This is a genomic window from Paraburkholderia sp. BGA-UO-ETr-F12 (assembly GCF_059567945.1).
Genome location: NZ_JCAQOZ010000029.1, coordinates 284,845 through 307,849 on the forward strand (window position 1 = coordinate 284,845; position 23,005 = coordinate 307,849).

17 protein-coding genes are annotated in these 23,005 nt (G+C 60.7%); 4 read left to right on the forward strand and 13 right to left on the reverse strand.

Annotated features, from left to right (window positions below):
- Window positions 1-97: 97 nt before the first annotated feature.
- Together AC57B6_RS13950 and AC57B6_RS13955 are read right to left on the reverse strand one after the other, a co-directional pair.
- Complete coding sequence (locus tag AC57B6_RS13950; RefSeq protein ID WP_106351488.1) at window positions 98-409, reverse strand: helix-turn-helix domain-containing protein; 312 nt, start codon at window positions 407-409, stop codon at window positions 98-100.
- A gap of 131 nt (window positions 410-540) precedes the next feature.
- Complete coding sequence (locus AC57B6_RS13955; RefSeq protein WP_216749616.1) at window positions 541-1,977, reverse strand: aminotransferase-like domain-containing protein; 1,437 nt, start codon at window positions 1,975-1,977, stop codon at window positions 541-543.
- Window positions 1,978-2,147: 170 nt separating this feature from the next.
- Between AC57B6_RS13955 and AC57B6_RS13960 the strand changes: the two genes are divergently transcribed.
- Window positions 2,148-4,466, forward strand: coding sequence for an FdhF/YdeP family oxidoreductase (locus AC57B6_RS13960; RefSeq protein WP_046570222.1), 2,319 nt, complete (start codon window positions 2,148-2,150; stop codon window positions 4,464-4,466).
- Window positions 4,467-4,537: 71 nt separating this feature from the next.
- On the opposite strand, the gene AC57B6_RS13965 is transcribed toward AC57B6_RS13960, so the two are convergent.
- From AC57B6_RS13965 to AC57B6_RS14005, 9 genes are all read right to left on the reverse strand, one after another.
- Window positions 4,538-5,041 (reverse strand): M48 metallopeptidase family protein, encoded by a 504-nt coding sequence (locus AC57B6_RS13965; protein WP_106351490.1) that lies wholly within the window; start codon window positions 5,039-5,041, stop codon window positions 4,538-4,540.
- Window positions 5,042-5,108: 67 nt separating this feature from the next.
- Window positions 5,109-5,753, reverse strand: coding sequence for a hypothetical protein (locus tag AC57B6_RS13970; protein WP_028199437.1), 645 nt, complete (start codon window positions 5,751-5,753; stop codon window positions 5,109-5,111).
- Window positions 5,754-6,240: 487 nt separating this feature from the next.
- Window positions 6,241-7,428, reverse strand: a complete 1,188-nt coding sequence (locus AC57B6_RS13975) for a glycosyltransferase (RefSeq protein ID WP_496421539.1) — start codon at window positions 7,426-7,428, stop codon at window positions 6,241-6,243.
- 81 nt (window positions 7,429-7,509) lie between these two features.
- Entirely contained in the window at window positions 7,510-8,718 is a 1,209-nt protein-coding gene (locus AC57B6_RS13980; RefSeq protein ID WP_144192253.1) for a glycosyl hydrolase family 8, read from the reverse strand.
- A 264-nt stretch (window positions 8,719-8,982) separates the two neighbouring features.
- On the reverse strand, window positions 8,983-10,278 hold the full coding sequence (locus AC57B6_RS13985; RefSeq protein ID WP_496421540.1) for a sensor histidine kinase: 1,296 nt from the start codon (window positions 10,276-10,278) through the stop codon (window positions 8,983-8,985).
- A 3-nt stretch (window positions 10,279-10,281) separates the two neighbouring features.
- Complete coding sequence (locus tag AC57B6_RS13990; protein ID WP_474631084.1) at window positions 10,282-10,980, reverse strand: response regulator; 699 nt, start codon at window positions 10,978-10,980, stop codon at window positions 10,282-10,284.
- 31 nt (window positions 10,981-11,011) lie between these two features.
- Window positions 11,012-11,872 (reverse strand): polysaccharide deacetylase family protein, encoded by an 861-nt coding sequence (locus tag AC57B6_RS13995; RefSeq protein ID WP_030101648.1) that lies wholly within the window; start codon window positions 11,870-11,872, stop codon window positions 11,012-11,014.
- 319 nt (window positions 11,873-12,191) lie between these two features.
- A complete protein-coding gene (locus AC57B6_RS14000) occupies window positions 12,192-12,674 on the reverse strand; it encodes a MarR family winged helix-turn-helix transcriptional regulator (protein ID WP_167440527.1) in 483 nt (160 codons plus the stop codon).
- A gap of 369 nt (window positions 12,675-13,043) precedes the next feature.
- Complete coding sequence (locus AC57B6_RS14005) at window positions 13,044-14,588, reverse strand: tannase/feruloyl esterase family alpha/beta hydrolase (RefSeq protein WP_496421541.1); 1,545 nt, start codon at window positions 14,586-14,588, stop codon at window positions 13,044-13,046.
- A gap of 1,111 nt (window positions 14,589-15,699) precedes the next feature.
- Here AC57B6_RS14005 and AC57B6_RS14010 point away from each other — a divergent pair.
- Both AC57B6_RS14010 and AC57B6_RS14015 read left to right on the forward strand, forming a co-directional pair.
- The gene (locus tag AC57B6_RS14010; RefSeq protein WP_216749817.1) at window positions 15,700-16,356 is read left to right on the forward strand and encodes a peroxiredoxin; all 657 of its coding nucleotides are present in this window, start codon (window positions 15,700-15,702) and stop codon (window positions 16,354-16,356) included.
- Between the two features lie 36 nt (window positions 16,357-16,392).
- Window positions 16,393-17,463 (forward strand): rhodanese-like domain-containing protein, encoded by a 1,071-nt coding sequence (locus AC57B6_RS14015; RefSeq protein WP_183798693.1) that lies wholly within the window; start codon window positions 16,393-16,395, stop codon window positions 17,461-17,463.
- A 101-nt stretch (window positions 17,464-17,564) separates the two neighbouring features.
- On the opposite strand, the gene AC57B6_RS14020 is transcribed toward AC57B6_RS14015, so the two are convergent.
- Window positions 17,565-18,470 (reverse strand): LysR family transcriptional regulator, encoded by a 906-nt coding sequence (locus AC57B6_RS14020; RefSeq protein ID WP_496421542.1) that lies wholly within the window; start codon window positions 18,468-18,470, stop codon window positions 17,565-17,567.
- Between the two features lie 97 nt (window positions 18,471-18,567).
- Here AC57B6_RS14020 and AC57B6_RS14025 point away from each other — a divergent pair, with 97 nt between their 5' ends.
- Complete coding sequence (locus tag AC57B6_RS14025) at window positions 18,568-22,164, forward strand: indolepyruvate ferredoxin oxidoreductase family protein (protein WP_496421543.1); 3,597 nt, start codon at window positions 18,568-18,570, stop codon at window positions 22,162-22,164.
- On the opposite strand, the gene AC57B6_RS14030 is transcribed toward AC57B6_RS14025, so the two are convergent.
- Window positions 22,111-23,001, reverse strand: coding sequence for a LysR family transcriptional regulator (locus AC57B6_RS14030; RefSeq protein WP_042276584.1), 891 nt, complete (start codon window positions 22,999-23,001; stop codon window positions 22,111-22,113). The two genes, AC57B6_RS14025 and AC57B6_RS14030, sit on opposite strands and share 54 nt — an antisense overlap.
- Between the last annotated feature and the right edge of the window lie 4 nt (window positions 23,002-23,005).

Below are 23,005 nucleotides of genomic sequence, written 5' to 3' on the forward strand. Positions count from 1 at the left end.
CGCCCATAACGGAATTCGTATCTTGATAAGCGCAAAACCCGTTTGGGATCGGCGTCCGAGCCTGCCGCGACGTCCTCGCACCGAATTGCACTGCGATTCAATGAAGCTGCGGCGGCGGGTCAATGGGGTCAGCGGGGTCAGCCTGATCACCGTCAGCGAACAGATCCGCGCATAAGCCCTGGCCAATCTCGCTCAGCCGCGCGGTTCCGGTGCCCTCCTCGTTGAACGTGGTGTCCACCAGACCGCCGTCGGTCAGCGCCGTCAACTGCCGCCGCAAGGCGCTCATGGGCACGTCGGCCTGCTTGGAAAGCTTGGCCAGCGACCACACGCCGCCCGGCGTTTCCTGATACGCGCGCCACAACTGCGCCAGGATGGCGAGCAGCACCGGATCGAGTTCGTTGTCTTCCATCGTGAATGTCTCCTCGTTTTTTCTGAAGCCCGTCTCAAACCTGCCTCAAACCTGCCTCAGCGCTGATCTGCCTCAGCGCTGATTCAAACCTCTTTCAAACCCTGGCGGCTCACGCCCACCATGACACGACGCTATCGCGCCATCTGCGCCACCAGCTCACCCAGCGTCTTCAATGCCGCTTCGGTTTGCGCCGTCCACGGATAGCTGTAGTTGAGCCGCATGAAATGGCGAAAATCGTCGCGCATCGAAAACATCATGCCCGGGCCGATCGTAATGCTGCGCGCGAGCGCCGCCTGATAAAGCCGCATCGAATCGACCCGTTCGGGCAACTCCACCCACAGCACGTAGCCGCCTTGCGGCGTCGACATGCGTGTGCCCGCCGGAAAAAACCGCTGCACCATCGCCATCATGATGCTCGCCTGTTGCCGGTAGAGCTTGCGCACGTGCCGCAGATGCCGGTCGTAACCGTCCTGCCGAAGATAATCGGCGACCGCGACTTGCGGCACCGAAGGCGTAGTCAGCGTGTTCAGAAACTTCAGCTTCTCGACCTGCGCACGATAGCGCCCGGGCATCGCCCAACCGATCCGGTACGACGCGGTCAGGCTCTTCGAAAACGACGCGCAATGCAGCACCAGCCCTTTCGTATCGAAGTTCTTCAGGGTCGACGGCCGCGCCTCGCCGAAGTACAGCTCCTGATAGACGTCGTTCTCGATGGCGGGGATCTCATGCGCGGCGAGCAGTTCGACCAGTTGCCGCTTGCGCGCGTCCGGCATCTGGAAGCCGAGTGGATTCTGAAAGTTCGGCATCACCATGCACGCAGCGATCTTCTGCCGGCTGATGATCTCGGCCAACGCCTCGATATCGATACCGTGAACCGGATGCGTCGCCACTTCGATGGCGCGCATGCCCAGACGCTCGATGGCGTGCAGCATCGCGTAATAAGTCGGTGACTCGACGGCAACCGTATCGCCTGGCCTCGCGACCGCCTGCAAGCTGAGATTGATGGCCTCTGTCGCGCCGAGCGTAATGACGATTTCGTCCGGGTCGACCGGCACACCGTTCTCGGCATAGCGCCGCGCGATCTGGCGAATCAGCTCGGGATTGCCGGGCGGCAGGTCGTCGATCAGATTCCAGCTCGCGTGGCGCCGGGCGATCGCATTCGCGTACTGGTTGATGCGCCGCCACGGGAATAGCGACGGATCGGGGTACGGCGAGCCGAGCGGCACGGCGTCGTGCGCACGGATGCTGCGCAGGGTCGACAGCACGAGACGACTCACGTCGACCGTGGCGGCGACCGGTGGCGTATGGGCTGCCGGCTGGCGGTTCAGGCGCGGCTCGTCGAGCGCGGCCGCCGTCGCTACCGCGTCACGCACGAAATAGCCCGACTGCGGCCGGGTCTCGACAATCCCCCGGCTTTCCAGCAACGCGTAAGCGTGCAGCACGGTCTTGATGCTGACGCCGTGCTGCAGGCTCGCCTGCCGCACCGACGGAATCCGCTCGCCCGCCGCGAAGACACCGCGGCGCACGGCTTCGGTCATTTCATCAGCGAGTTTTTCGTACAGTTTCAAGGACCTGGCTCAAACAAACGCGTGCGCGGGAACGCCAGTCTATGACAAATATCAAACAACTGTATCCCTCTCCTTTCCGATTTTCTGTATGCTGCGGCGCTTTTGGAACACAGTAGGCTTCCATGCATCGGCATAAAAGCCTCGTCCAGGCCACATTAGGCCGCAAGATCATGAAGAAACCCGAAGCTCGCATCGAACCGTATACCCACCCCGCCGCCGGCTGGGGCGCCCTCAAATACGTCGCCCTCAACCTGCTCAAGGAAAAAGTGACGGGCGGCGACTACCGCATGCTGTTCAAGCAGAACCAGCCGGACGGCTTCGACTGCCCGGGTTGCGCGTGGCCGGACCGCGAGCATGCGTCGACCTTCGAGTTCTGCGAAAACGGCGTCAAGGCCGTGGCGGCTGAGGCCACCAGCAAGCGCGTGACGCCGGCTTTTTTCGAGGCGCACACGGTTGAAGAACTGATGGCGCAGTCGGATTACGAGCTCGAACAGCACGGCCGCCTGACCGACCCGCTCGTCTACGACGCCGCGCGCGACCGCTATGTGCCGATCGGCTGGGACGAAGCGTTCGATCTGATCGCCGATCATCTCAAGCGCCTCGACAATCCCGACAGCGCCGCCTTCTACACGTCCGGCCGCGCCAGCAATGAAGCCGCCTTCCTGTACCAGTTGTTCGTGCGCATGTACGGCACCAACAACTTCCCCGATTGCTCGAACATGTGCCACGAAGCGACCAGCCGCGGTTTGCCGCACACGGTCGGCATCGGCAAGGGTACGGTCACGCTCGACGATTTCGAGCACGCCGATACGCTGCTGATTTTCGGCCAGAATCCGGCCACCAACCATCCGCGCATGCTCGGCGAGCTGCGCGAGTGCGCGAAGCGCGGCGCGACCATCGTGTCGATCAATCCGCTGAAGGAACGTGGGCTCGAGCGCTTTGCCAGCCCGCAGCATCCGGTCGAGATGATCACGATGGGCAGCACGAAGATCAGCTCCGTGTTCATCCGGCCGAAAGTCGGCGGCGATTTCGCGCTCATCAAGGGCGTTGCCAAACGCGTGATCGAACTCGACGACGAAGCACTGGCCTCGGGCTTCGAACGCGTGCTCGACGTCGCGTTCATTGCCGAACACACGGTGGGCTTCGATGCCTTCGCCGACGACTTGCGCGCCGAAAGCTGGGACACCATCGTCGCGGAATCGGGCGTGCCGTTTGAAGACGTGCTGAAGCTCGCCGATATCTACGTAAAGGGCCGCGCGGTGATTTCGACGTGGGGCATGGGCCTAACGCAGCACAAGAATTCCGTGCCGACAGTGCAGATCCTGTCGAACCTGATGATGATGCGCGGCAATATCGGCCGCCGCGGCGCAGGCCTGTGCCCGGTGCGCGGTCACTCGAACGTGCAGGGCGACCGCACGGTCGGCATCGAGGAAAGGCCGACTCAGGCGTTTCTCGACCGGCTCGGCGAAGTCTACGATTTCGAGCCGCCGCGCGAGCACGGCCTCGATGTCGTCAACACGATTCAGGCGATGCTCGACGGCAAGGTGAAGGTGTTCATCGGACTCGGCGGCAATTTCTCGATCGCGACGCCGGACACGCCGCGCACATGGGAAGCCATGCGCTCATGCGAGCTGACCGTGCACATCACGACCAAGCTGAACCGCAGCCACCTCATACACGGACGCGATGCGCTGATTCTGCCGACGCTCGGACGCACCGAAATCGATCTGCAAAATGGCGTGGCGCAAGGCGTGAGCGTCGAGGATTCGATGAGCATGGTGCACATCTCGTACGGCATGAACAAGCCGGCTTCGGAGAATCTGCTCTCGGAAATTGCGATCGTCGCGCGCATGGCGCACGCCACGCTCGGCAGCGGCAAGGTCGACTGGCTCGCTCAGGCAGCCGACTATGCGTTGATTCGCGACGGCATCGCGCAGGTGATCGACGGCTTTCACGACTACAACGAACGCCTGAAGCGCCCGGGCGGCTTTCACCTGGGCGTGGCGTCGCGCGAGCGGATCTGGAAAACGCCGAGCGGCAAGGCGCAATTCCTGGTGCACGCGATCGACGTCGACACGCCGATTCATCAGGCGCGCGCGGAACACGGCGAGCGTCTGATGACCTTGATGACGACGCGTTCACACGATCAGTACAACACGACGATCTACGGCCTCGACGACCGTTACCGCGGCGTATATGGACAGCGGCGCGTGCTGTTCGCCAACAAGGACGATCTGGCGATGCTGGGTTTCGCTGCGGGCCAGCGCGTGGATATCACGAGCGTGTGGGCCGACGGAATCGAGCGCCACGCGGCCGGTTTCCTGCTGGTGGAATACGACATTCCGCGTGGGTGTCTTGGCGCTTACTATCCGGAAACGAATCCGTTGGTGCCGCTCTCTTCAGTTGCCGATGGCGCGGGGACGCCGACTTCGAAGTCGATTCCGGTGTTGTTGACGGCGTCGGCGGTCGTTGAAGCGGTTGCTGCCTGATGCTCCTGATGCGGAGCTTCGGACGACCGTTCGTACGCGCCGCCCGACATTGCGCATCTTAAGCCTGGCGCTCAAGTCTGGTTTTTCGTCAGATCGCGATACGTGAGATACAGACGCAGATCGAATTCGATCTGGTGGTAGCCCGGTTGCATGAATTCGCAGAGGCGATAGAACGCCTTGTTGTGGTCGCTTTCCTTCAAGTGAGCAAGTTCGTGCACGACAATCATTTTCAGGAATTCCGGCGCAGCCTCCCTGAATAGCGAAGCGATGCGGATTTCTTTTTTCGCCTTCAGCTTGCCGCCCTGCACGCGCGAGATGCTCGTGTGCAGGCCGAGTGCGTGGCGCACAACGTCGAGCTTGCTATCGTAAGTGACTTTGTCGATTTGCGCGCCGTTGCGAAGGTGATCGCGCTTGAGCTCCGAGCAGTATTCGTACAGGGCCCGGTCTGTCTGCACCTGATGCGTGTCGGGGTACCGCTTCGCGAGGTAAGCGCCGAGTTGTTCGTCGGCGATCAGCTTTTTGACTTTTTCCTGCAGCCCGGCTGGGTAGCCTGTCAGGTATTTCAGGTGTTGCATGGTAATGGTGTCTGGGTGTTCGCTTGTGACGACGGCCTCGCGGCGACGGACCTTTGTTGAGCCGAATTCAACCGCGATTAGCTTCGCAATCCGTCCACAGGCGCAGCGGATCCCGGTGAAGCGGATATTGCGTGTCGAGCCACGCCGACAGTCGTGCCCAGTCAGGGTGGTTGGTCCCGGTCTTCGCGGACCACGTCGACGACCTCTCGAGAATCTGTCCGCTCTCGCGATCACGGACAAGCAGACTGCCAAGGCCGCTCGAACTGTTCTCCTGCGTTTCGACACGATATCGTGGCAGAAGTCTCACTTCAGCATCTCCTGCCCAGCCGTATACAGCCCGGACCACGCCAGTTGCGTCCTTTAACTCCACTGCACCGCTGGGTGGCCGAGCAGCCGCCCAGCCTTCGGGAAATTCCGCCACAACCTCATTGCCGCTTTCCCGGACCCATTTCATACGCCAGGCGCGCTCCATTGCATCGCGCACGTGCGACGCCGATTCGTAGCCCGGCGGCAACTCGATCGCGGCAGGCAAGGTAACGAGGTTATCTTTCCAAAGCTTCGCCTCGCCGCGATCGCGTCGATCGGTTGGTCTCGATACGTCTTCTCCGAACGGGTTATCAGGCCGGCTAGCGAGACGGGCGCCGCCTTGCTGCAGGTCGGGGAAAAGACCGTCGGCATCACGACGCGTTAGTTTTGGTTTTCCGTTTTTCATGGTGTTCCGCTAAAAGGCGCTCTCGAGAACGACCAATTTACCTTAAACATGGGGACGCTCCGCGTAACGGCAACACCGATACGTCGAGGTCCGCCTGAGCGAGGACGGAGGAAAAAGGAATCCTTGTCCAGCCAGTTCCGGCTCGACGCGATCGAAGTCGAATGACATATTGCAGTTTCGACAGGTCCCCATAGGGCGGCCTCCATCTGTATCTGCGAGGAATTCTCGTATGAAGGATACTAGCCCCTGGCCGACAGTCCGGCGCGAGAGGATCAGTGCTGCCCCGCGTTCAGGAGCAGCCGGATCTGTCGCGTGGGCGCGCCTGCGAGAATGCGTGCAATCCTGTCCCACATGGCTGACTCCATTGTGACCGTTCGTGATCGTCGATGAATCGTAGCATGCAGCAGCCGATCGATGCGGATCTCGCTCCCGACACGACTACGCAGCCGCTCCGCAGCGGTCACGGGTATTCAGCACACTCGCTCAATTACGACGCGCTTGAGGCGGCGCGTCCCCGCGCCACCCGTTGAGCGAGACCTTTTTCTGCGACCAACGGCGAGACTCTTGATAAGCACTCGACGTAAACCGCCTCCGTACGGGCCGCGAAAATCTGCAATGAAAACTCCGCCTCGCTTTTGGCACGTGCAGCGGTGCCAGCGCGCTCGACCTCGGACGGATTGCACAGCAGAAGCATGAGAAGCTGTGCGATGTAGCCGTGCCCGCCTGGCGGGACCAGCCACCCATCCTCGCCAGGGGTCACGTTCTCGGGCAAGCCACCGGTGTCGGAGACTATCACCGGCTTGCCCATCGCCATCATTTCCCGGCACGCGAACGACAGCGTTTCCCGCTGCGAGAGCACGAAGCCCACGTCCATAAGCGCTACCGCCGGCCGAACGTCCCGAAGCATTCCGGTGTAGGTCACCTGCCTCGTCATCCCCAGTGCGGCCACCCTCGAGCGCTGGGTTGCATCGGGTAATTGCCCCGCGAGAACAATATGGACGCGCTTGCGTAGTGAATCGGGCAACATGGCCACCGCGGTCACCATGTCCAGCCAGCCTTTGTTGTCATCCATGCCTGCAACGCTGCCGACCACCAGCGCATCCTCTGGAATCCCAGGCAAAAAGCGGCTTCGAATCCTGCTAACGGCGGCAGCACTCACAGGGGCGAAGCGCCCGAGATCGATACCGTGCCTTACAACCCGATTGACCTTGCGTCCATAGACTGTTTGCGCCAACCGGCGACGTGTGTACGCTGAAACGCAAATGACCGAATCGGTCCCCAACTTACCCTTGAACCAGGTGGTCACGCCCCGCGCAGGAAGATCATTGTGTTTTGTAAAGACGATACACGGGCTGTCTCTACCCAATCCCATCGTAGCGAGCATCGCGATGCGATGATCTGCCGAGCCATTGACGTGGACGATATCGAAACCGTGCTTTTCGATCAGACGACGCAGCGCCAGCCCGGTTCCGATCATCGACGTCAACGTATTGCGAAATCCCATCGCGACGACTTCGACGCCGGGAATCTGCCTCGCGTACAGATAGAGCCGGCTTGAGCGGGGCGCCGCAATTGTCACACGGTGGCGCGGCCCTAGTGCTGCTGCCAGATTCAGGATATAGGTGGTATGACCGCCGCCGTCGCCCGTATGAAAATTGGTGTAGAGAATCTTCATAACCGCATGTCGCCTCAAAAATTTCCGAATGGTTCGAGCCAGTCGTACCCTGGCCCACACTGCGTGCTGATAACGCAGTGTCTACGCACCGGCTCCGCTCGCAACGTCAGGCCGCAGCCAGGCGCCCGACATGACAATCATCGACAGCAGCTTGAGCGTATTGCCGTAGTAGTCGTTGTTTTCCAGGCTCTGGTCGCGCAGGTTTTGCCAGATCGCGTTCAGCCATTGCTGGTTGTCCGCATGGATCATCGCCGACACACCTAACGCGGAAACAAACGCCAGGCTGTTCTTACCCTCAGCCGTGACAGGCACGCCATTCAGATGGTAGGTACTGGCGAACGACGCGGGGTCGTCACCCGTGGTGGATCGCGCCCAACGGTTGAACGTGCCGAGCGCATCGAACGCACGCGGTTCGCCGTATAGCAGATAATCCATCCCGACCCGCCACGGATAGCGAGCCGCGTTCCACGAATACTCGCCGTCCCTCCGGTCTCCAACCAGACCTGGCTTCGCCGGCTTGGGCTGTCCGTCGAGGTGGGCGACAAAGTCCGGCATCAACGCGGTATTCGGGCTGTAGCGCTGCTGGATATCGCCGACGATCACATAGGTTCGATCCCGGACCGCGAGCCATCTTGCATCGCCGCTGTCGGAGAAGAATGCCTTCAGGTGCGACTGCATGAAATCGGATGACCGTGTCGTGTACTCGATCGCCCGATCGCCATCCGTTCCGGCCCAATCACCGATCATCAGATGTTTGCCTGTGGGGTGCACTTCATACTGAAGAATGGCTTGCATCACTGCCCGCGCTTCCTCGCGATAGTTGATGGCGCCATCGCTACCCCATTGCCGGTCGGCCAGCAACAATGCATACGCAATGTCCAGATCACCGTCGGTCGCGCTGATTTTCCCGCGGAACCTTCCTCCCGCGTCGACGCAACCCTCCACCTGATTCCAGGCCATCAGATGCGGGCTCGACTGGGCCGGGTGGTCGTGGAAATACCGGACCATACCGTCGAAGACGTTGCGAGCGTCGTCGTCATGTGCCGCCATCATGACGGTGATCAACATGCCGTAACCGTGAGCTTCCGATACGGTTATTGTCTTAGGCGCCGTATCGCCGCCAACGGGTCGGTGATCCGCATTGACCTTGACGAAATAGCGCCCGTCTCCGCATTCCTGCACCACGTACCTGGCTTTCCAGGCTTTGTAGAATGCCTGCACCTGGCTATCGCGCTCAGCCGCTGAAATGTGGTCGGGCAGAATCGAGCCCGTGACATAGGGTTGTGCCATCAAGCCTTTCTGCACGCTGCGCTTTCCCGCTTCGGATCTGGCAGTGGCATCTTCCCCGCCGCCGCAGGCACCGAGGCACACTGTTGCACAAAGAATCATAAGCTTTGATTTGATGTCCCGCATGAGCTTCCTGGTCGGTTCGTTGCAGATAAGTTGTGCGAGCGCGGCGTCAACATCTCAGCCAGCGCACAACGTCTGAAACGAGCATAAATGACAGTCACACGCGGTGTTGTCACCGCGAGTAACAGCGCACGCACCGCGGGGTCATGCGGGCGACGGCAGGGCCACGCGGAAGCACGCACCGCCCAACGCACTGGTTGAAATGCCAATGCTGCCGCCTTGCAAAAAGACTGCCCGCCGCACGAGGGCAAGTCCAAGCCCGAATCCCCCTCTCTCCTCGCCACCATGAGCGAGCCTGACGAAAGGTTCGAACACGCGTTCGCGATCTTCCGCGGCAATGCCGGGGCCATCGTCCTCGACCTCCAGGATCATCTGCCGGGTCGCGTCGAGGCAAGCGCTCACCAGGACGTGAGAACGACCGTGCGCAACCGCGTTCTCGAGCAGATTGCGGGCGATCAGATGCAGCAGATCCCTGTCGCCCGTGAACTGGAGATTTTCAGGTTGTGCGGTGACTTCGATCACGAACCCTTTGTCCTCGACATTCATGCGCTCTTCGCGCAGCCATGTCAGAACCGCGATCGGTTCACGGGCGATGCGCGCCGGTGCATCGTTCAGTCTGGCGAAACGCAGGCTCGCACGTACGAGCGATTCGAGTCGGTCGACATCCAGTTGCAGTCGTTCTTGCAAACGGCTCCGGGTCGCCACGTCCTCGCTCCTGCCAAGCAGCATCATGGCAAAGCGCATCCTTGCGAGAGGGGTACGCAGCTCGTGCGAGACCGCTTGCGACACCTCCTTGTGACGCTCGTTCATCGCAGACAGGTCTTCGACGTGCCTGCGCATGGCGAGCATCAGCGGCATCCATTCCCTGTCGACGGCGGGCAGCATCACGGCCGGCGACCGCACCAGGTCGGCAAGACAGGCAGTGATCGCCTGCAAGTCGCGGCACCATCGTCGCTTGCGCCGCCAGGCAGCGAGCGAAAAACCCACGATGGGAGCACTCGCGGCTACCGCGGTCAAAAGAAAAACCGGAGAACGTAAAACATCCGCCAGCGCAGCGCTGCCCCACATCGGTCCGAACTGGATCAGCGTGTCGTTGTCGAGTGCGAAGTACGCGATCTCCTCGTCGCTGGTCTGCGCGGCCTGCTGATGCAGGAGCATGGTGCGCGCTTGCGGCGAAAGTTCAACGCTGTCGGTCGCGACCAGCTCGACCGGATACTGGAAGTGTTGACGTAGCTGTATCAACCGCTGCTTGCGCTGCACCGCCGACAGCGGTCGAAGTTGCTCCGCAAGCAGGTAGCCGGGACCGGCCATCAACTGGCGGAAACTGTATTCGCTGATGCCGACCGCAGTGGAGGCCGACAGCCACAACAAACCAAGGATCGCGCCAGTCCATCCGATGCCGATCACAATGATCGACCAGCGCCTCAGTGACAACCTCATGGACTACTCCTCGCCCGATATCTCGGCAAACAGATAGCCCTGCGTAGTGATGGTGCGGATCGACACCGGGCAATGCAGGTTCGCCAACTTTTTCCGCAGCCGGGACACGCGCATATCGATTGATCGATTGAGACCGTCGTACTCCACGCCGCGGAGGTTCTGCAGCAATTGGTCCCGGTTGAGCGGCGTGCCGGCATGGCGAGCGAAAATCGCCAGGAGGTCGAACTCCGCCGCCGAAAACGCGACGGCTTTATCGTCCAGCCAGGCCCTGCGAGCACGGAGATCAAGCCGGAAACGCCCAAACGTGTGATCGAACACCCGGCCGGGCCTGGGACGGCGAACGTCCCTTCGCAACAGGGCGCGAATGCGGGCCACGAGCAATAGAGGGTCGATCGGTTTGACGACAAAGTCGTCGGCGCCGACATGGAAGCCCATCAACTGTTCAACGTCCTCGTCCAGTGCCGTCATCATGAGAATCCGCCCCGAATAGGAGGACCGAATCTCGCGGCACAGGGAGAATCCATCCATGCCCGGCAGCATGACGTCCATCACGAGCAGATCCGGGCGTACGGCATCGATCATCTTCACCGCCACATCACCGCGGTGAGCAATCGCAACCTCGAAATTTTCGGAGCGCAAAAACTCAGCCGTCAGTGCTGCGAGCGGAAGGTCGTCTTCGATCAACAGGAGCGTGTCTGGCATAGCGGCGCAGCGTCCATGGTGCAGAGAATCCTCATAGACGCACGCTCTTTCCGAATTCCCTTAGTTGCTTGAACCAGTAGTAAGCGGCGCCCCACTGCGGATGTTGATAGCGGCGTACTTTCCGCGCCAGCCACTCCCCGTTCTTGCCGTTGTCCGCCATGCGATGTATCTCGTATGGATTGCTACCCGGACTATTGCGACGAGTATTCCTCGTTGTGTACAGGTATTCGAAACCGGCGGCTCGTGCAGCCTCGATATAGTCGTCGTCGTAATAGCCTTCAGGCCAGCACAGATGCGTCGATACCGTACCCGTGCGCTCGGTCAGAATACATCTGGATATCTCGATGTCCTCTGCGATGCGATGCCGCTTGCTGACCGGATCACCGCACTGTATGTCCCAGCGCACATGAGTGTGCGTGTGGCTGTGGAACTCGAACGTTCCGGCCTTTCGCATGAGTTCGATCTCGCTCCAGCGCACCGTGACATCGTCCGCGCGACCGTCCAGGACGCGTTGCTCACACTCTGCGTGCGACATGCTCTTTGCCACGCCTGTGGTCATGGCGGATCGAACAGGACCGTCGTGTATGCGACCAGTCACGAGAAACATGACGGCATTGAAGCCGTAGCGCTCGAGACAAGGATGCGCATGAATATAGTTGTCCAGGTATCCGTCGTCGAATGTCAAAAGAATCGACTTATCAGGCATGGGCGCGCCGCGCAGGAAGCGCGCGAATTCGTCCGCGGTGAGCGTGACATATCCATTGCGTGCCAGCCAGTTCATCTGTGATTCGAAACACTCGGGTGAGATGTTCAGCGCGCCATTCGACTCTGAAACATGGTGATACATCAGTACCGGCAGCGAGCGCGCGAACGATTCGATCGACGATTTCATCTACTATGAAATTCCAGATTTTTCAGAGCGATTACCAGGCGGAAATCCAGACCTCTTTGTTGATGAGATCAGGCAAATCGACTATGAATGTCTTCGGTGTATTACCGATTTTTACAAGAACGGGCGAATGTTAAGCGGAAGTATTTCTTCCGTCCACGGCCGGTTTGTCTGGATTTGTGTACTTTTGTCGAGCGCTATTCGCTTGATGTGGCATGGACGCAAAGTCGTCCAGATTTGAAGCGGTGTGTGTTACGGCGATTGACACCAGCTCTCCCAAGCGGCCCGACGATTTATCGCTCATGAGTGCGTTTCCTCAGCTTTAGCGACGCGGCTGAGGTTTACTCGGACGGGCTCCTCGCTCTGCTTCAGAAGGGATCACATACGGCTCGAGTTCCAGCAGAATCTCGTCGAGCCTGATACGCAGCTCCTTTGGCACCTGCGCCATCATCTCAGCGTAGGCCTCAGTTGTTACCTGGCGCATGGCCTCGATTTTTTTCAGGCCAGCAGGTGTCAATTCAACACACTTCTGCCTGCGATCCTCGGCCGCCTCCCGACGATCCACCACGCCTTCCCGATACAACCCGTCGACCATACGGCTCGCCGCGGCATGACTTAAGCCAGTTGCCTCGGCCAATTCAGCAATGGTCTGTGAATCGTGATGATGGAGGTGAAACAGGGAGATGACGCGCGCGAAGGTTACGTCGCCGCTCAACATCGTCGACGCGTGGTGAAATACCCGCGAGGCAACCAATCCATACAGGAGTTCGAGTTTGCGCCCGATGCCGGTTGCACTACCTTTCATGCGCCTGCCCATTTCCGACGAATATTTGCATTGCGATACCCTGTATTTACAGATTCCTCACCACGGCCGGCCGCGCGAAGGCAGCGGGAAGGCAGCGGGAAGGCCTGCATGCCGGCAGACCTTTCATGCTGGGGACTGTTCAGGTTGGATTCTCGCAGATATTCGCAGAAAGGACGTTAGTTGTATGAACGCACACATCTAGTGCAGTCGGCCTGTTCCCGCAGACCGGCATTTCGCGCGACATGAGTTGAACTGGCACCGCGGGCTCGTTCTCAAGCGCCGCCCGCAACGCTTCGCGGAACTCGGGCGGGCGTGCCTGGCGGGGCCTTTTTCAAGGCCTCGGGATTATGGGCAGATATTCACGCGTATCTAGCTTGTGGCACAGGTGTAGCTGGCCGCGGCGCTCACGCTGCCGGAGCCCGAATAGTGCGGCACAGTTGGGTACGGGCAGTCCGGCAGGGACGACGTCGCATTGCCATTGGAATCGAATTTCGTCAGCACCAGTTGGCCGGGGGCGGTACCCTGTTCGACCCACGCGATCATCGCGCCGAGATAGTCAGTCTGATCTGGACCGTTGCCACCGAGTACATGGCCTACTCCTGGTTCGAGATAGAAGCGTGCGTTGCTGCCAGCGGACCCGGCGAGCTGTACGACGGTTTGCCAGTTACGCAGATGGTCGCGCGGTGAAATCAGCGGGTCGGCTGCGCCGTTGAACGAGATCAGCTTCTTGCCTGCCATCAGATATTGCGCAATGGCCTGCAAATTGTGGTCCGCTCCCACGTTTTGCAGCCCTGCGGCAATGACGGGATACGAAGTGTCCACATTGAAGTTCGCTTGCAGACTGCCCGGCACCGTGGCGGGCAGCAGCCAATTCGCATTGCCCGTGCCGAGCGCCGCGAAGCCGCCGCCCAACCCGCCGTATGAACCAACCCCGAACATGGAGCCGAAGTCCGCCCAGTTATATCCGGAAAACAGTAACTGGCCGCCGCTCGTCGACAATGGCGCGACTATCCGCTGCACGGTTTGCAACTGCGCGGGCGAAAGACAGGTTGCCGCGGGCGCACCGGACGCGCCACACTGCAGGGTCGCTGGATCAAAAGTACAGGCAGCGGGATTCAGAATCACGCCGTTGGCATTCCCGCACTGCGCGACTGCTGCGGAATACGCGACTGTCCACTGAGCATTTGAGGGCATCGCAGCGGAACCGGCAAGCGTTGCAATATTGAGCATCGCCGCTACCTGGGTTCCCATGTTCATGCTCTCGTCGCCGGCAATGATGCCGTCGTAGTCCCCCGGCTGATTCTGGGCGGCAAGATAGGCCTCACGGCCGCCGTTCGACGCGCCGCTGAAGTACGTGTATTTCGGCGCGGAACCGTAAAAGGCAGCAACCACCGCCTTGGCGAAATGAACCGTGATACCCGTCGATGCATACGCGTAGTCCTTCTGTGCCGTTGCATTCGTCAGCAGATCCGCCGGATTACCGGTGCGATTCCCGCCATTCGAAGCGGTATAGGCAATTCCCCGCGCCAAGGGCTTGATGAGCGGGAACTGTGCGGAAGTGGCTTCGACGGTTGGGATGCTTCCGTCGAAGCCGCCGCCACCCTGCTGGAGTAGCCGCTTCGACCAGTTGTCGGGAAGATCGACCTCGATGTCGAGTGTGGTACTGGCTGCTCCGGTTGCACTGACCTTGCAATAACCCGGGTTGCCACCCGCGGCCGCGATGCGTGAGGTTGCCGTCACGGTAATGCCATTGAACTGTTGACCGTTTATCTTCGTGCACAGCGCTGCGTAGTCGACCGGCGCCGGCGACGCGACATTGTCCGAACTGCCGCACCCCGAAAGTGCGAGGACGCACCCTCCCACCGCCAGTGCGACAACGAGTCGCCTGGCATTGCATTCAATCCAGCTCTTCACGTTGATATCTCCAGATATAGGTGTCGTATTTATTGCCGCTGTGGCCGGAGAGTCGGGTTCTTCACTTTCGTCGGGACGAGCAGGATCGCTGCCCGGCAACGGGAAGTAGATGGGTAATCTGAGGGAACACATCCGCCTGATTGACCCGGCCGGATATTAATAAACCGTCCGGTCGTTCAATCAATGTGTGTAACGTTAGGATCGTTTGGACTCGACGCCAAGCGGGGTTAACCCGCTTGGCGCCGAAATACGCGACTGGCGCAGGAATAGCACGTGGTAAAGAAGCCTGGCTTTGCTGAATAATGCTCATGCACATGTACCTACAGAATGCATAATATGCGTGTACGCATCTAATTGACGCAACATATACGGCGTAGGTAGGGATCTTCCCAGCGCGGGTGCCGCGCCAGGATTTGTGCCCGATCTTTTTTGCTTGACTGCAGCGACGACCCGCTCGCGCATATGCGACCCGACAACACTCACACGGCGTGGTCTTTATCGATATCGACAGCAGCGCCCCAGTCGGCCTCCTCCTTCCATATCACCGCTCGAACTGATGTCCGAACTGATCGCCGCCGCGATGTTTTACGCAGCGAGGTACGCAGCCAGCAAACTATATGATCTGGCTATGCGCGATTTTTGACAGGGTTGCCGAATCGCGCGTTGTTTTACGACCGGCCGCGGCAGGCGATTCAATCGGAATCAGTCGGAGGAATCTTTTGTGCCGGGGACCGGACTCGAACCGGCAAGCCGTGAAGCGGCGGATTTTAAGTCCGCTACGCTTACTAATCATTCTCGCGATCGCGAACCACCAGACTGCCGCGACAGGTCGGGAAAAAGACCGTCCGCAACCCGGCGCGTCAGCTTGAGTTTTCCGTTCTGCATGGGTCAATCCGTTTAAAAACAGGCTCAAAGACGACCAATTTGCATGAATCGTGAGCCTCGCGTAGCGCTTTTGGCGTGCCGCTCGCCAGGACGGCGGTTTCGTCCTACTGTCTGCCTGGGGCTAGGGCTTTTTTTGTTCTACGCTATATAGGCGCTCCGCCGCATCGTGGCCGTTGCCACGGCTGCGGCACGAGTGCCATGACACACCTATTCATGGAGACTGATGATGTCAATTCGACTAGGACAGGACGCTCCGGATTTCACTGCTGAAACCACTGAAGGGACGATCCGCTTTCACGAATGGATCGGCGACCAGTGGGCGGTCCTGTTTTCGCATCCCAAGGATTTCACGCCCGTTTGCACCACGGAACTCGGCTACCTGGCGGGCCTGCAACCCGAATTCGAGAAGCGCAACACAAAAATTATCGGGCTCAGTGTCGATCCCGTTAGCGACCACAACGAATGGGTCAAGGACATCGCGGAGACGCAGGGCCACGCGGTTGGCTATCCACTAATCGGCGACCCTGACCTGACGGTCGCAAAGCTCTACGATATGATTCATCCCGAGGCGAGCGGTAGCGGCGCACGTACCGCGGCGGACAATGCGACGGTACGCTCGGTGTTTATCATCGGGCCGGACAAGAAAGTCAAAGCCATGCTCGTCTACCCCATGAGCGCAGGCCGCAATTTTGACGAAGTGCTGCGCCTGCTCGACGCGCTGCAGCTCAACGCGAAGCATTCGGTGGCAACGCCGGTGAACTGGAAACCGGGTGAAGACGTGATCATCCCAACCTCCGTTTCCGACGACGCCGCAATGCAAAAATATCCGCAGGGTTTCAAAACCGTAAAGCCTTATCTGCGGTACGTGACGCAACCCAAGTAAGGCGCTCGCAGCAGCGAGCCTCGGAGCAAAACAGTGTTGATCTTCAGGCAGCTATTCGACCAGCAATCTTCAACCTACACGTATCTTCTTGCCGATAGCACAACGCGAGAAGCGGTGCTGGTCGATCCAGTCTTTGAACAGGTGCGCCGCGATGCCGCCCTGATCGAAGAGCTGGGATTGCATCTGCTTTGCACAATCGATACCCACGTCCACGCCGATCATGTGACCGGCGCCTGGATGCTGAATCGCCGTACGGGTAGCAGGATTGCGATATCGGCGGCGAGCGGCGCCGAAGGTGCGGACCGTTATCTGAAGCATGGCGACAAGGTCGAGTTCGGCGCGCGGTACCTGACGATCCGTGCGACACCGGGTCATACCGACGGATGCATCACACTCGTGCTCGACAACGAAACCATGGCGTTTACTGGCGATTGCCTGTTGATCCGCGGCACGGGCCGCACGGATTTTCAGCGCGGCGACGCGCACGCGATGTTTCGTGCAATCCACAACCACATTTTCACTCTGCCCGCCGCGTGCCTGCTTTACCCCGCTCACGACTATCGCGGTTTGACGGTCACGAGCGTGGACGAGGAACGGCGCTTCAATCCGCGCCTTGGCGGTGAACTGTGTGAAGACGATTTCGCCGGTTACATGACAAATCTGCGTTTGCCCCATCCGAAGCAGATCGACATAGCGGTGCCCGCGAACCTGAAATGCGGCCTCGCGACGCTCTCCCCTGCGCAAACGACCGAACCCGATTGGGCGCCGCTGACATGCAGTTTCGCGGGCATCTGGGAAATCAATGCCCAGTGGCTCGAGGAAAATCTGCACGCGGTCGAAATCGTCGACGTACGTGAGCCCGGCGAATTCGACGGACCATTGGGACGCATTCCGTCAGCCAGGCTCATTCCATTGGGCGAGCTGGCCGGGCGCGCCGCCGAACTGGCGAAGGAACGCCCAACCGTGACCGTCTGCCGGGCCGGCGGACGGTCGGCCCAGGCCACCGTCATTCTGCGGCAGGCCGGATTCGAGCGGGTGGCCAACCTTGCCGGCGGCATGCTCCGCTGGCGCGCGGAAGGCCGCGTCGTCGAAAACGGCAGCATGTAGCGGTGTCGGCTCCGATATGCGAAAAACAGATACATACCCGGCGCCGCCGCTGTGACAGCGCGTTGAATTCGAAACTAGCCTGACGCCCCCCCACCCTGCCGTCAACTTCCACACGCATGAATCAGGAACTGTTGAAACGCAACAGCCGGTGTATTCAACGTCGCGCCCTTGCGCCACAACATGCCCGCATCCATCTGCGGAATCGCGTTGAGAATGGGCCGCGCTTCGATCCGCTTGCCCTCCAGCGACCACGGGCGAAATACCATATCGGACAGAATCGTCACACCGAAACCATACGCGACGAGACCGCGCAGCGCTTCCATCGAACTGGTGCGAAACGCGATATTCGGCTCGATTTCGTTACGCCTCCAGTAGCGCAGTGTGGACTCCTCGCCTTCGTCTACGGTAATCAGGATATACGGGTACTTCGCGATATCCGCGAGCGAAGGCGCGTTGAGTTGCGTGAGCGGATGCGTGGGCGAGGTCCACAACTGCCGGCGCGAGCGAATCAGCGTGTGGTGCTGAAAACGCCGGATATTCTCCACATTCGACAACAGAGCAATGCCAAGATCGACATCGCCGTCGAGCACCGCCTGCTCGATCGACGCACGGTCCGTGTCATGCAGATCGATCTCGATGTCGGGGTAAGTCGCACGAAAGCGCGCCATCAGCTCCGGCAGAAAGTAGCCGAGCAACGTATAGGACGCCGCGATGCGCACCGTCCCCCTCAGATCGTGCGAGCGAAAAGGCGCCTTGTAGACCGCGTCGCGCACTGAATCGAGTATGTGCCGCGCGTGATTCAGGAAGTCCTGCCCATCCGGCGTCAGCGCGACGCCCTGCGGCAGGCGTTCGAACAGGCGCGTACCCAGGGTTTCCTCTAATGCGAGTACCGCGTTGGTAATCGCGGATTGCGACACATGTTCGACCGTCGCGGCCATGGAAAACTGCCCGCTTTGCGCGGCAGCCACGAAGTAGCGCATCTGCCGCAGGGTGATGTCTTTTGACATGTGTTTTTCGAATAGCAGGATTCGGTATTCGTGATTTTACGATGGAAATTCCGCTTCCTATACTCGGGCTCAAATAAAGCCATCGGAGACATGGACCATGAATGCCCCGCTATCGCCCGAGCTACGCGACGCACTCGCCACCGTCTCGCTCGACGACAAATACACCCTCGAAAAGGGCCGTGTCTACATGAGCGGCACGCAGGCGCTGGTCCGTCTGCCGATGTTGCAGAAGGCGCGCGATCGGCGCGCCGGTCTCAATACCGCCGGCTATGTATCCGGCTATCGCGGCTCTCCACTCGGCGCGCTGGACCAGGGACTGTGGAAAGCGAAGAAGCATCTCAAGGAACATGACGTGGTGTTCCAGCCAGGGGTTAACGAGGATCTGGCGGCCACCGCCGTATGGGGCACGCAGCAGCTCAACCTGTGGCCCGGCGCCAAGGTCGATGGCGTATTCGGCATGTGGTACGGCAAAGGGCCGGGCGTCGACCGTACAGGGGATGTTTTCAAGCACGCGAATTCAGCCGGCACGGATCCGAACGGTGGCGTGCTGGTTCTCGCGGGCGACGATCATGCGGCGAAGTCCTCGTCGGTCGCGCACCAGTCGGAGCATATGTTCGTCGCGAGCGGCATTCCGGTGCTCTATCCGGCGAGCGTGCAGGAGTATCTCGACTACGGACTGCACGGCTGGGCGATGAGCCGCTACTCCGGCCTGTGGGTCGCGATGAAATGCGTGACCGACGTGGTCGAATCGAGCGCGTCGATCGATATCGATCCGGACCGTTTGCAGATCGTCTTGCCCGACGACTTCGACATGCCCGAGGGCGGACTCAATATCCGCTGGCCCGATCCGCCGCTCGCCCAGGAAGCCCGCCTGCTCAATCACAAGTGGTATGCGGCCCTCGCCTACGTTCGCGCCAACAAACTCAACCGCGTGGTGATCGACAGCCCCACGCCGCGCCTGGGCATCATGACCGCGGGCAAAGCGTATCTCGACGTGCGCCAGGCGCTCGCCGATCTGTCGCTCGACGACGCGACCTGCGCGCGCATCGGCATTCGCGTATTGAAAGTGGGCTGCGTATGGCCGCTCGATGCGCAGAACGCGCGTGACTTCGCCACCGGCCTCGACGAAATCCTCGTTGTCGAAGAGAAGCGCCAGATTCTCGAATATGCGCTGAAGGAAGAGCTGTACAACTGGCGCGACGATGTGCGCCCCAAGGTATTCGGCAAGTTCGATCAGCGCGACAACGCCGGCGGGGAGTGGTCCGTGCCGCGCGGACAGACGCTGCTGCCGGCGCATTACGAGCTCTCGCCTGCCCTGATCGCGAAGGCGATCGCGCGGCGCCTCGCGCAGGCCGACCTGCCGGCCGACGTGCGGGCGCGGATCGAAGCGCGGGTTGCGATCATCGAGGCAAAAGAGCGTGAAGCCGCCACGCCGCGTTCCGTCGCTGAACGGCAGCCGTGGTTTTGCTCCGGCTGCCCGCACAACACGTCGACCCGCGTGCCCGAAGGCTCGCGCGCGCTGGCGGGCATCGGCTGCCACTACATGTCGATGTGGATGGACCGAAATACGGAGACGTTCAGCCAGATGGGCGGCGAAGGCGTCGCGTGGACCGGGCAGATGCATTTCACAAACGAGCGGCACGTATTCGTCAATCTCGGTGACGGCACCTACTTTCACTCAGGCCTCCTCGCGATTCGCGCATCGATCGCAGCGGGTGCGAATGTCACCTACAAGGTGCTCTACAACGACGCGGTTGCGATGACGGGAGGCCAGCCGGTCGACGGCGTGCTCACGGTTCCGCAGATCGCGTTTCAGGTAGTCGCCGAGGGCGCGAAGCGCGTGCTGATCGTCACCGACGAGCCGGAGAAATACGACGCGAAGGTGCGTCTTCCCGACGATGTGAAGGTCTACCACCGTGATGAACTCGATCGATTGCAGCGCGAGTTGCGCGACACGGCGGGCACCTCGATCCTGATCTACGACCAGACCTGCGCCACCGAGAAACGCCGGCGCCGTAAACGCGGCACGTATCCCGATCCCGCCAAACGCGCCTTCATTAACGATGCGGTATGCGAAGGTTGCGGCGATTGCTCGGTGCAATCGAACTGCCTCTCGGTCGAACCCTTGCAAACCGCGCTCGGCACCAAGCGCAAGATCAACCAGTCCTCGTGCAATAAGGATTTCTCGTGCGTAAACGGCTTTTGCCCGAGCTTCGTGACGGCGGAAGGCGCGCAGGTGAAGAAGCCGGGCAACGCTGGTTCGGACACCGCGCTGCCGGATTTCGCGGCCCTGCCCCGGCCGGCGATTGCCTCCCTGACGAAGCCCTACGGCGTGCTGGTGACCGGTGTTGGCGGCACAGGTGTCGTGACGATCGGCGGCTTGCTCGGCATGGCCGCTCACCTTGAGAACAAGGGCGTCACAGTACTCGACATGGCCGGCCTCGCACAAAAAGGCGGCGCGGTGCTCAGCCACGTGCAGATCGCGGCGACACCCCAGCAATTGCACGCAACCCGCATTGCGACCGGCGAAGCACGTCTGATTATCGGCTGCGATGCGATCGTCTCCGCTTCCGCCGAAGTGCTTTCCCGCACGCAACGCGGCGTGACCCGAGCTGCGATAAACAATAGCGCGACGCCGACCGCGCAATTCGTACGCGACCCGCAGTGGAGCTTCCCCGCCGATGAGACGCGGCACGACTTGCAGCAGAGTATCGGCGACGATTGCGATTTCATCGATGCGAATCGTCTTGCGCTCGATCTGCTCGGCGACACGCTGTACGCCAACCCGTTGCTGCTCGGTTTTGCGTGGCAACGCGGCTGGCTGCCCGTCGGCTACGAAAGCCTCGACCGGGCCATCGAGCTTAACGGTGTGGCGGTTGAAAAGAATCGACTCGCCTTCGAGTGGGGTCGCTATGTCGCGCAGCACGGCGAAGCCGCAGCAGGTGCGTTTGCACCGCATGCAAAAAAGCAGCAGGCGATTGTCGTGCAGATGCCGGAATCGCTCGAACGTCTGATCGAACGCAACGTCGAGCGGCTTGGCCTCTATCAGAACGCACGCTATGCGGCGCGTTACGTGGACGTGGTCGAACGGATGCGCGCCGCCGAAACGAGGCTGGCGGCGGGTGCGAAGCTACGGCTCACGCCGGTGGTCGCGCGCAATCTCGCCAAGCTGATGACCTATAAAGACGAGTACGAAGTCGCCCGTCTCTACGCGGACCCGGCATACCTGGACAAACTTCGCGCGCAATTCGAAGGCGAACCGGGCCGCGACTACAAACTCGCTTTCCATCTCGCCCCGCCGCTACTGGCTAAACGCGATGAACACGGCCACCTGAAAAAACAGCGCTTTGGCCAATGGACGCTCAGCCTGTTCCGTGTGCTCGCCAGACTCAAAGTTCTGCGCGGCACCGCGCTCGATGTGTTCGGCAAGACGGCCGAGCGCCGCAATGAACGCGAGTTGATCGAACAGTACGTCACGCTGATCGACGAGTTCTGCACGACGCTCGACAGCACGCGATTCGATGTTGCGATGAAGCTCGCCAACCTGCCCGATGAAATCCGCGGTTTCGGTCACGTCAAGGAACGCAATGTTATTGCCGCAGCGCTAAAACGCGAGCAGTGGCTACGCGACTATCGCGACTCAGCGCGTCTCGAACGCTTTGACCAGGTAGTCGACAAACGAAGCAATTCTTGAGGAAATGGCCGTGTTCCGATAATAGACGGCGTGAATCGGCTGCCGGATGTCCTGGGTCTGGCGGCTGAGAACCTGCACGAGCCGTCCTGATTCGCGATCCTGTCCGGTCATGAAGTCCGACAGGCAGGCAATACCGACGCCATCCAGCGCCAGTTGCCTGAGCGTCTCGCCGCTGGACGAATAGACGGTCGGCTCGATGCGATGCAGTTCGCCGTCGGCGCCGGGTACCGGCCAGACGTTCAGCGACTCCGGCTGATTGAATCCCAGCAGCGCATGCTTGCCAAGGTCGTCGACCTTGCGCGGCTGGCCGTGCGCTTCCAGATAACCGGGGCTCGCCAGAATCCGCAGCCGGCTGTTGCCGATGAGCCGGCTATGCAGCGTCGAATCTTTCAGGCTGCCGATCCGGATCGCCACATCGGTGCGCCGTTCCAGCAGATCGATGATCCCCTCGTTGCTGTTCAGTTCCAGCTCGACATGGGGATAGCGCTCCCGATAGCCCCGCACGAGCGGCACGATCACGTGCAGCATGAACGGCGACGCGGCGTCGACGCGCAGGCGCCCGGACGGCTTGTCCCGCCGCGCCACCATCTGTTCCTCCGCGCTCTCCACCGATTCGAGAATCGCCCGCGCATTCTGCAGGAACGTCCGCCCCTCCTCGGTCAGTTCCAGCCGGCGCGTGGTTCGGCGCAGCAAGGTCGTTTTCAGCTTCTCCTCGAGCCTGCCCAAGGTCCGGCTCGCCGCCGAGACCGTCTGCTCGAGCTGCTGCGCGGCCGCCGTGATCGATCCCGTATCGACCACCGTCGCGAAGGTTTGCAGCTCATCCAGCGTGATTTTCATTCTT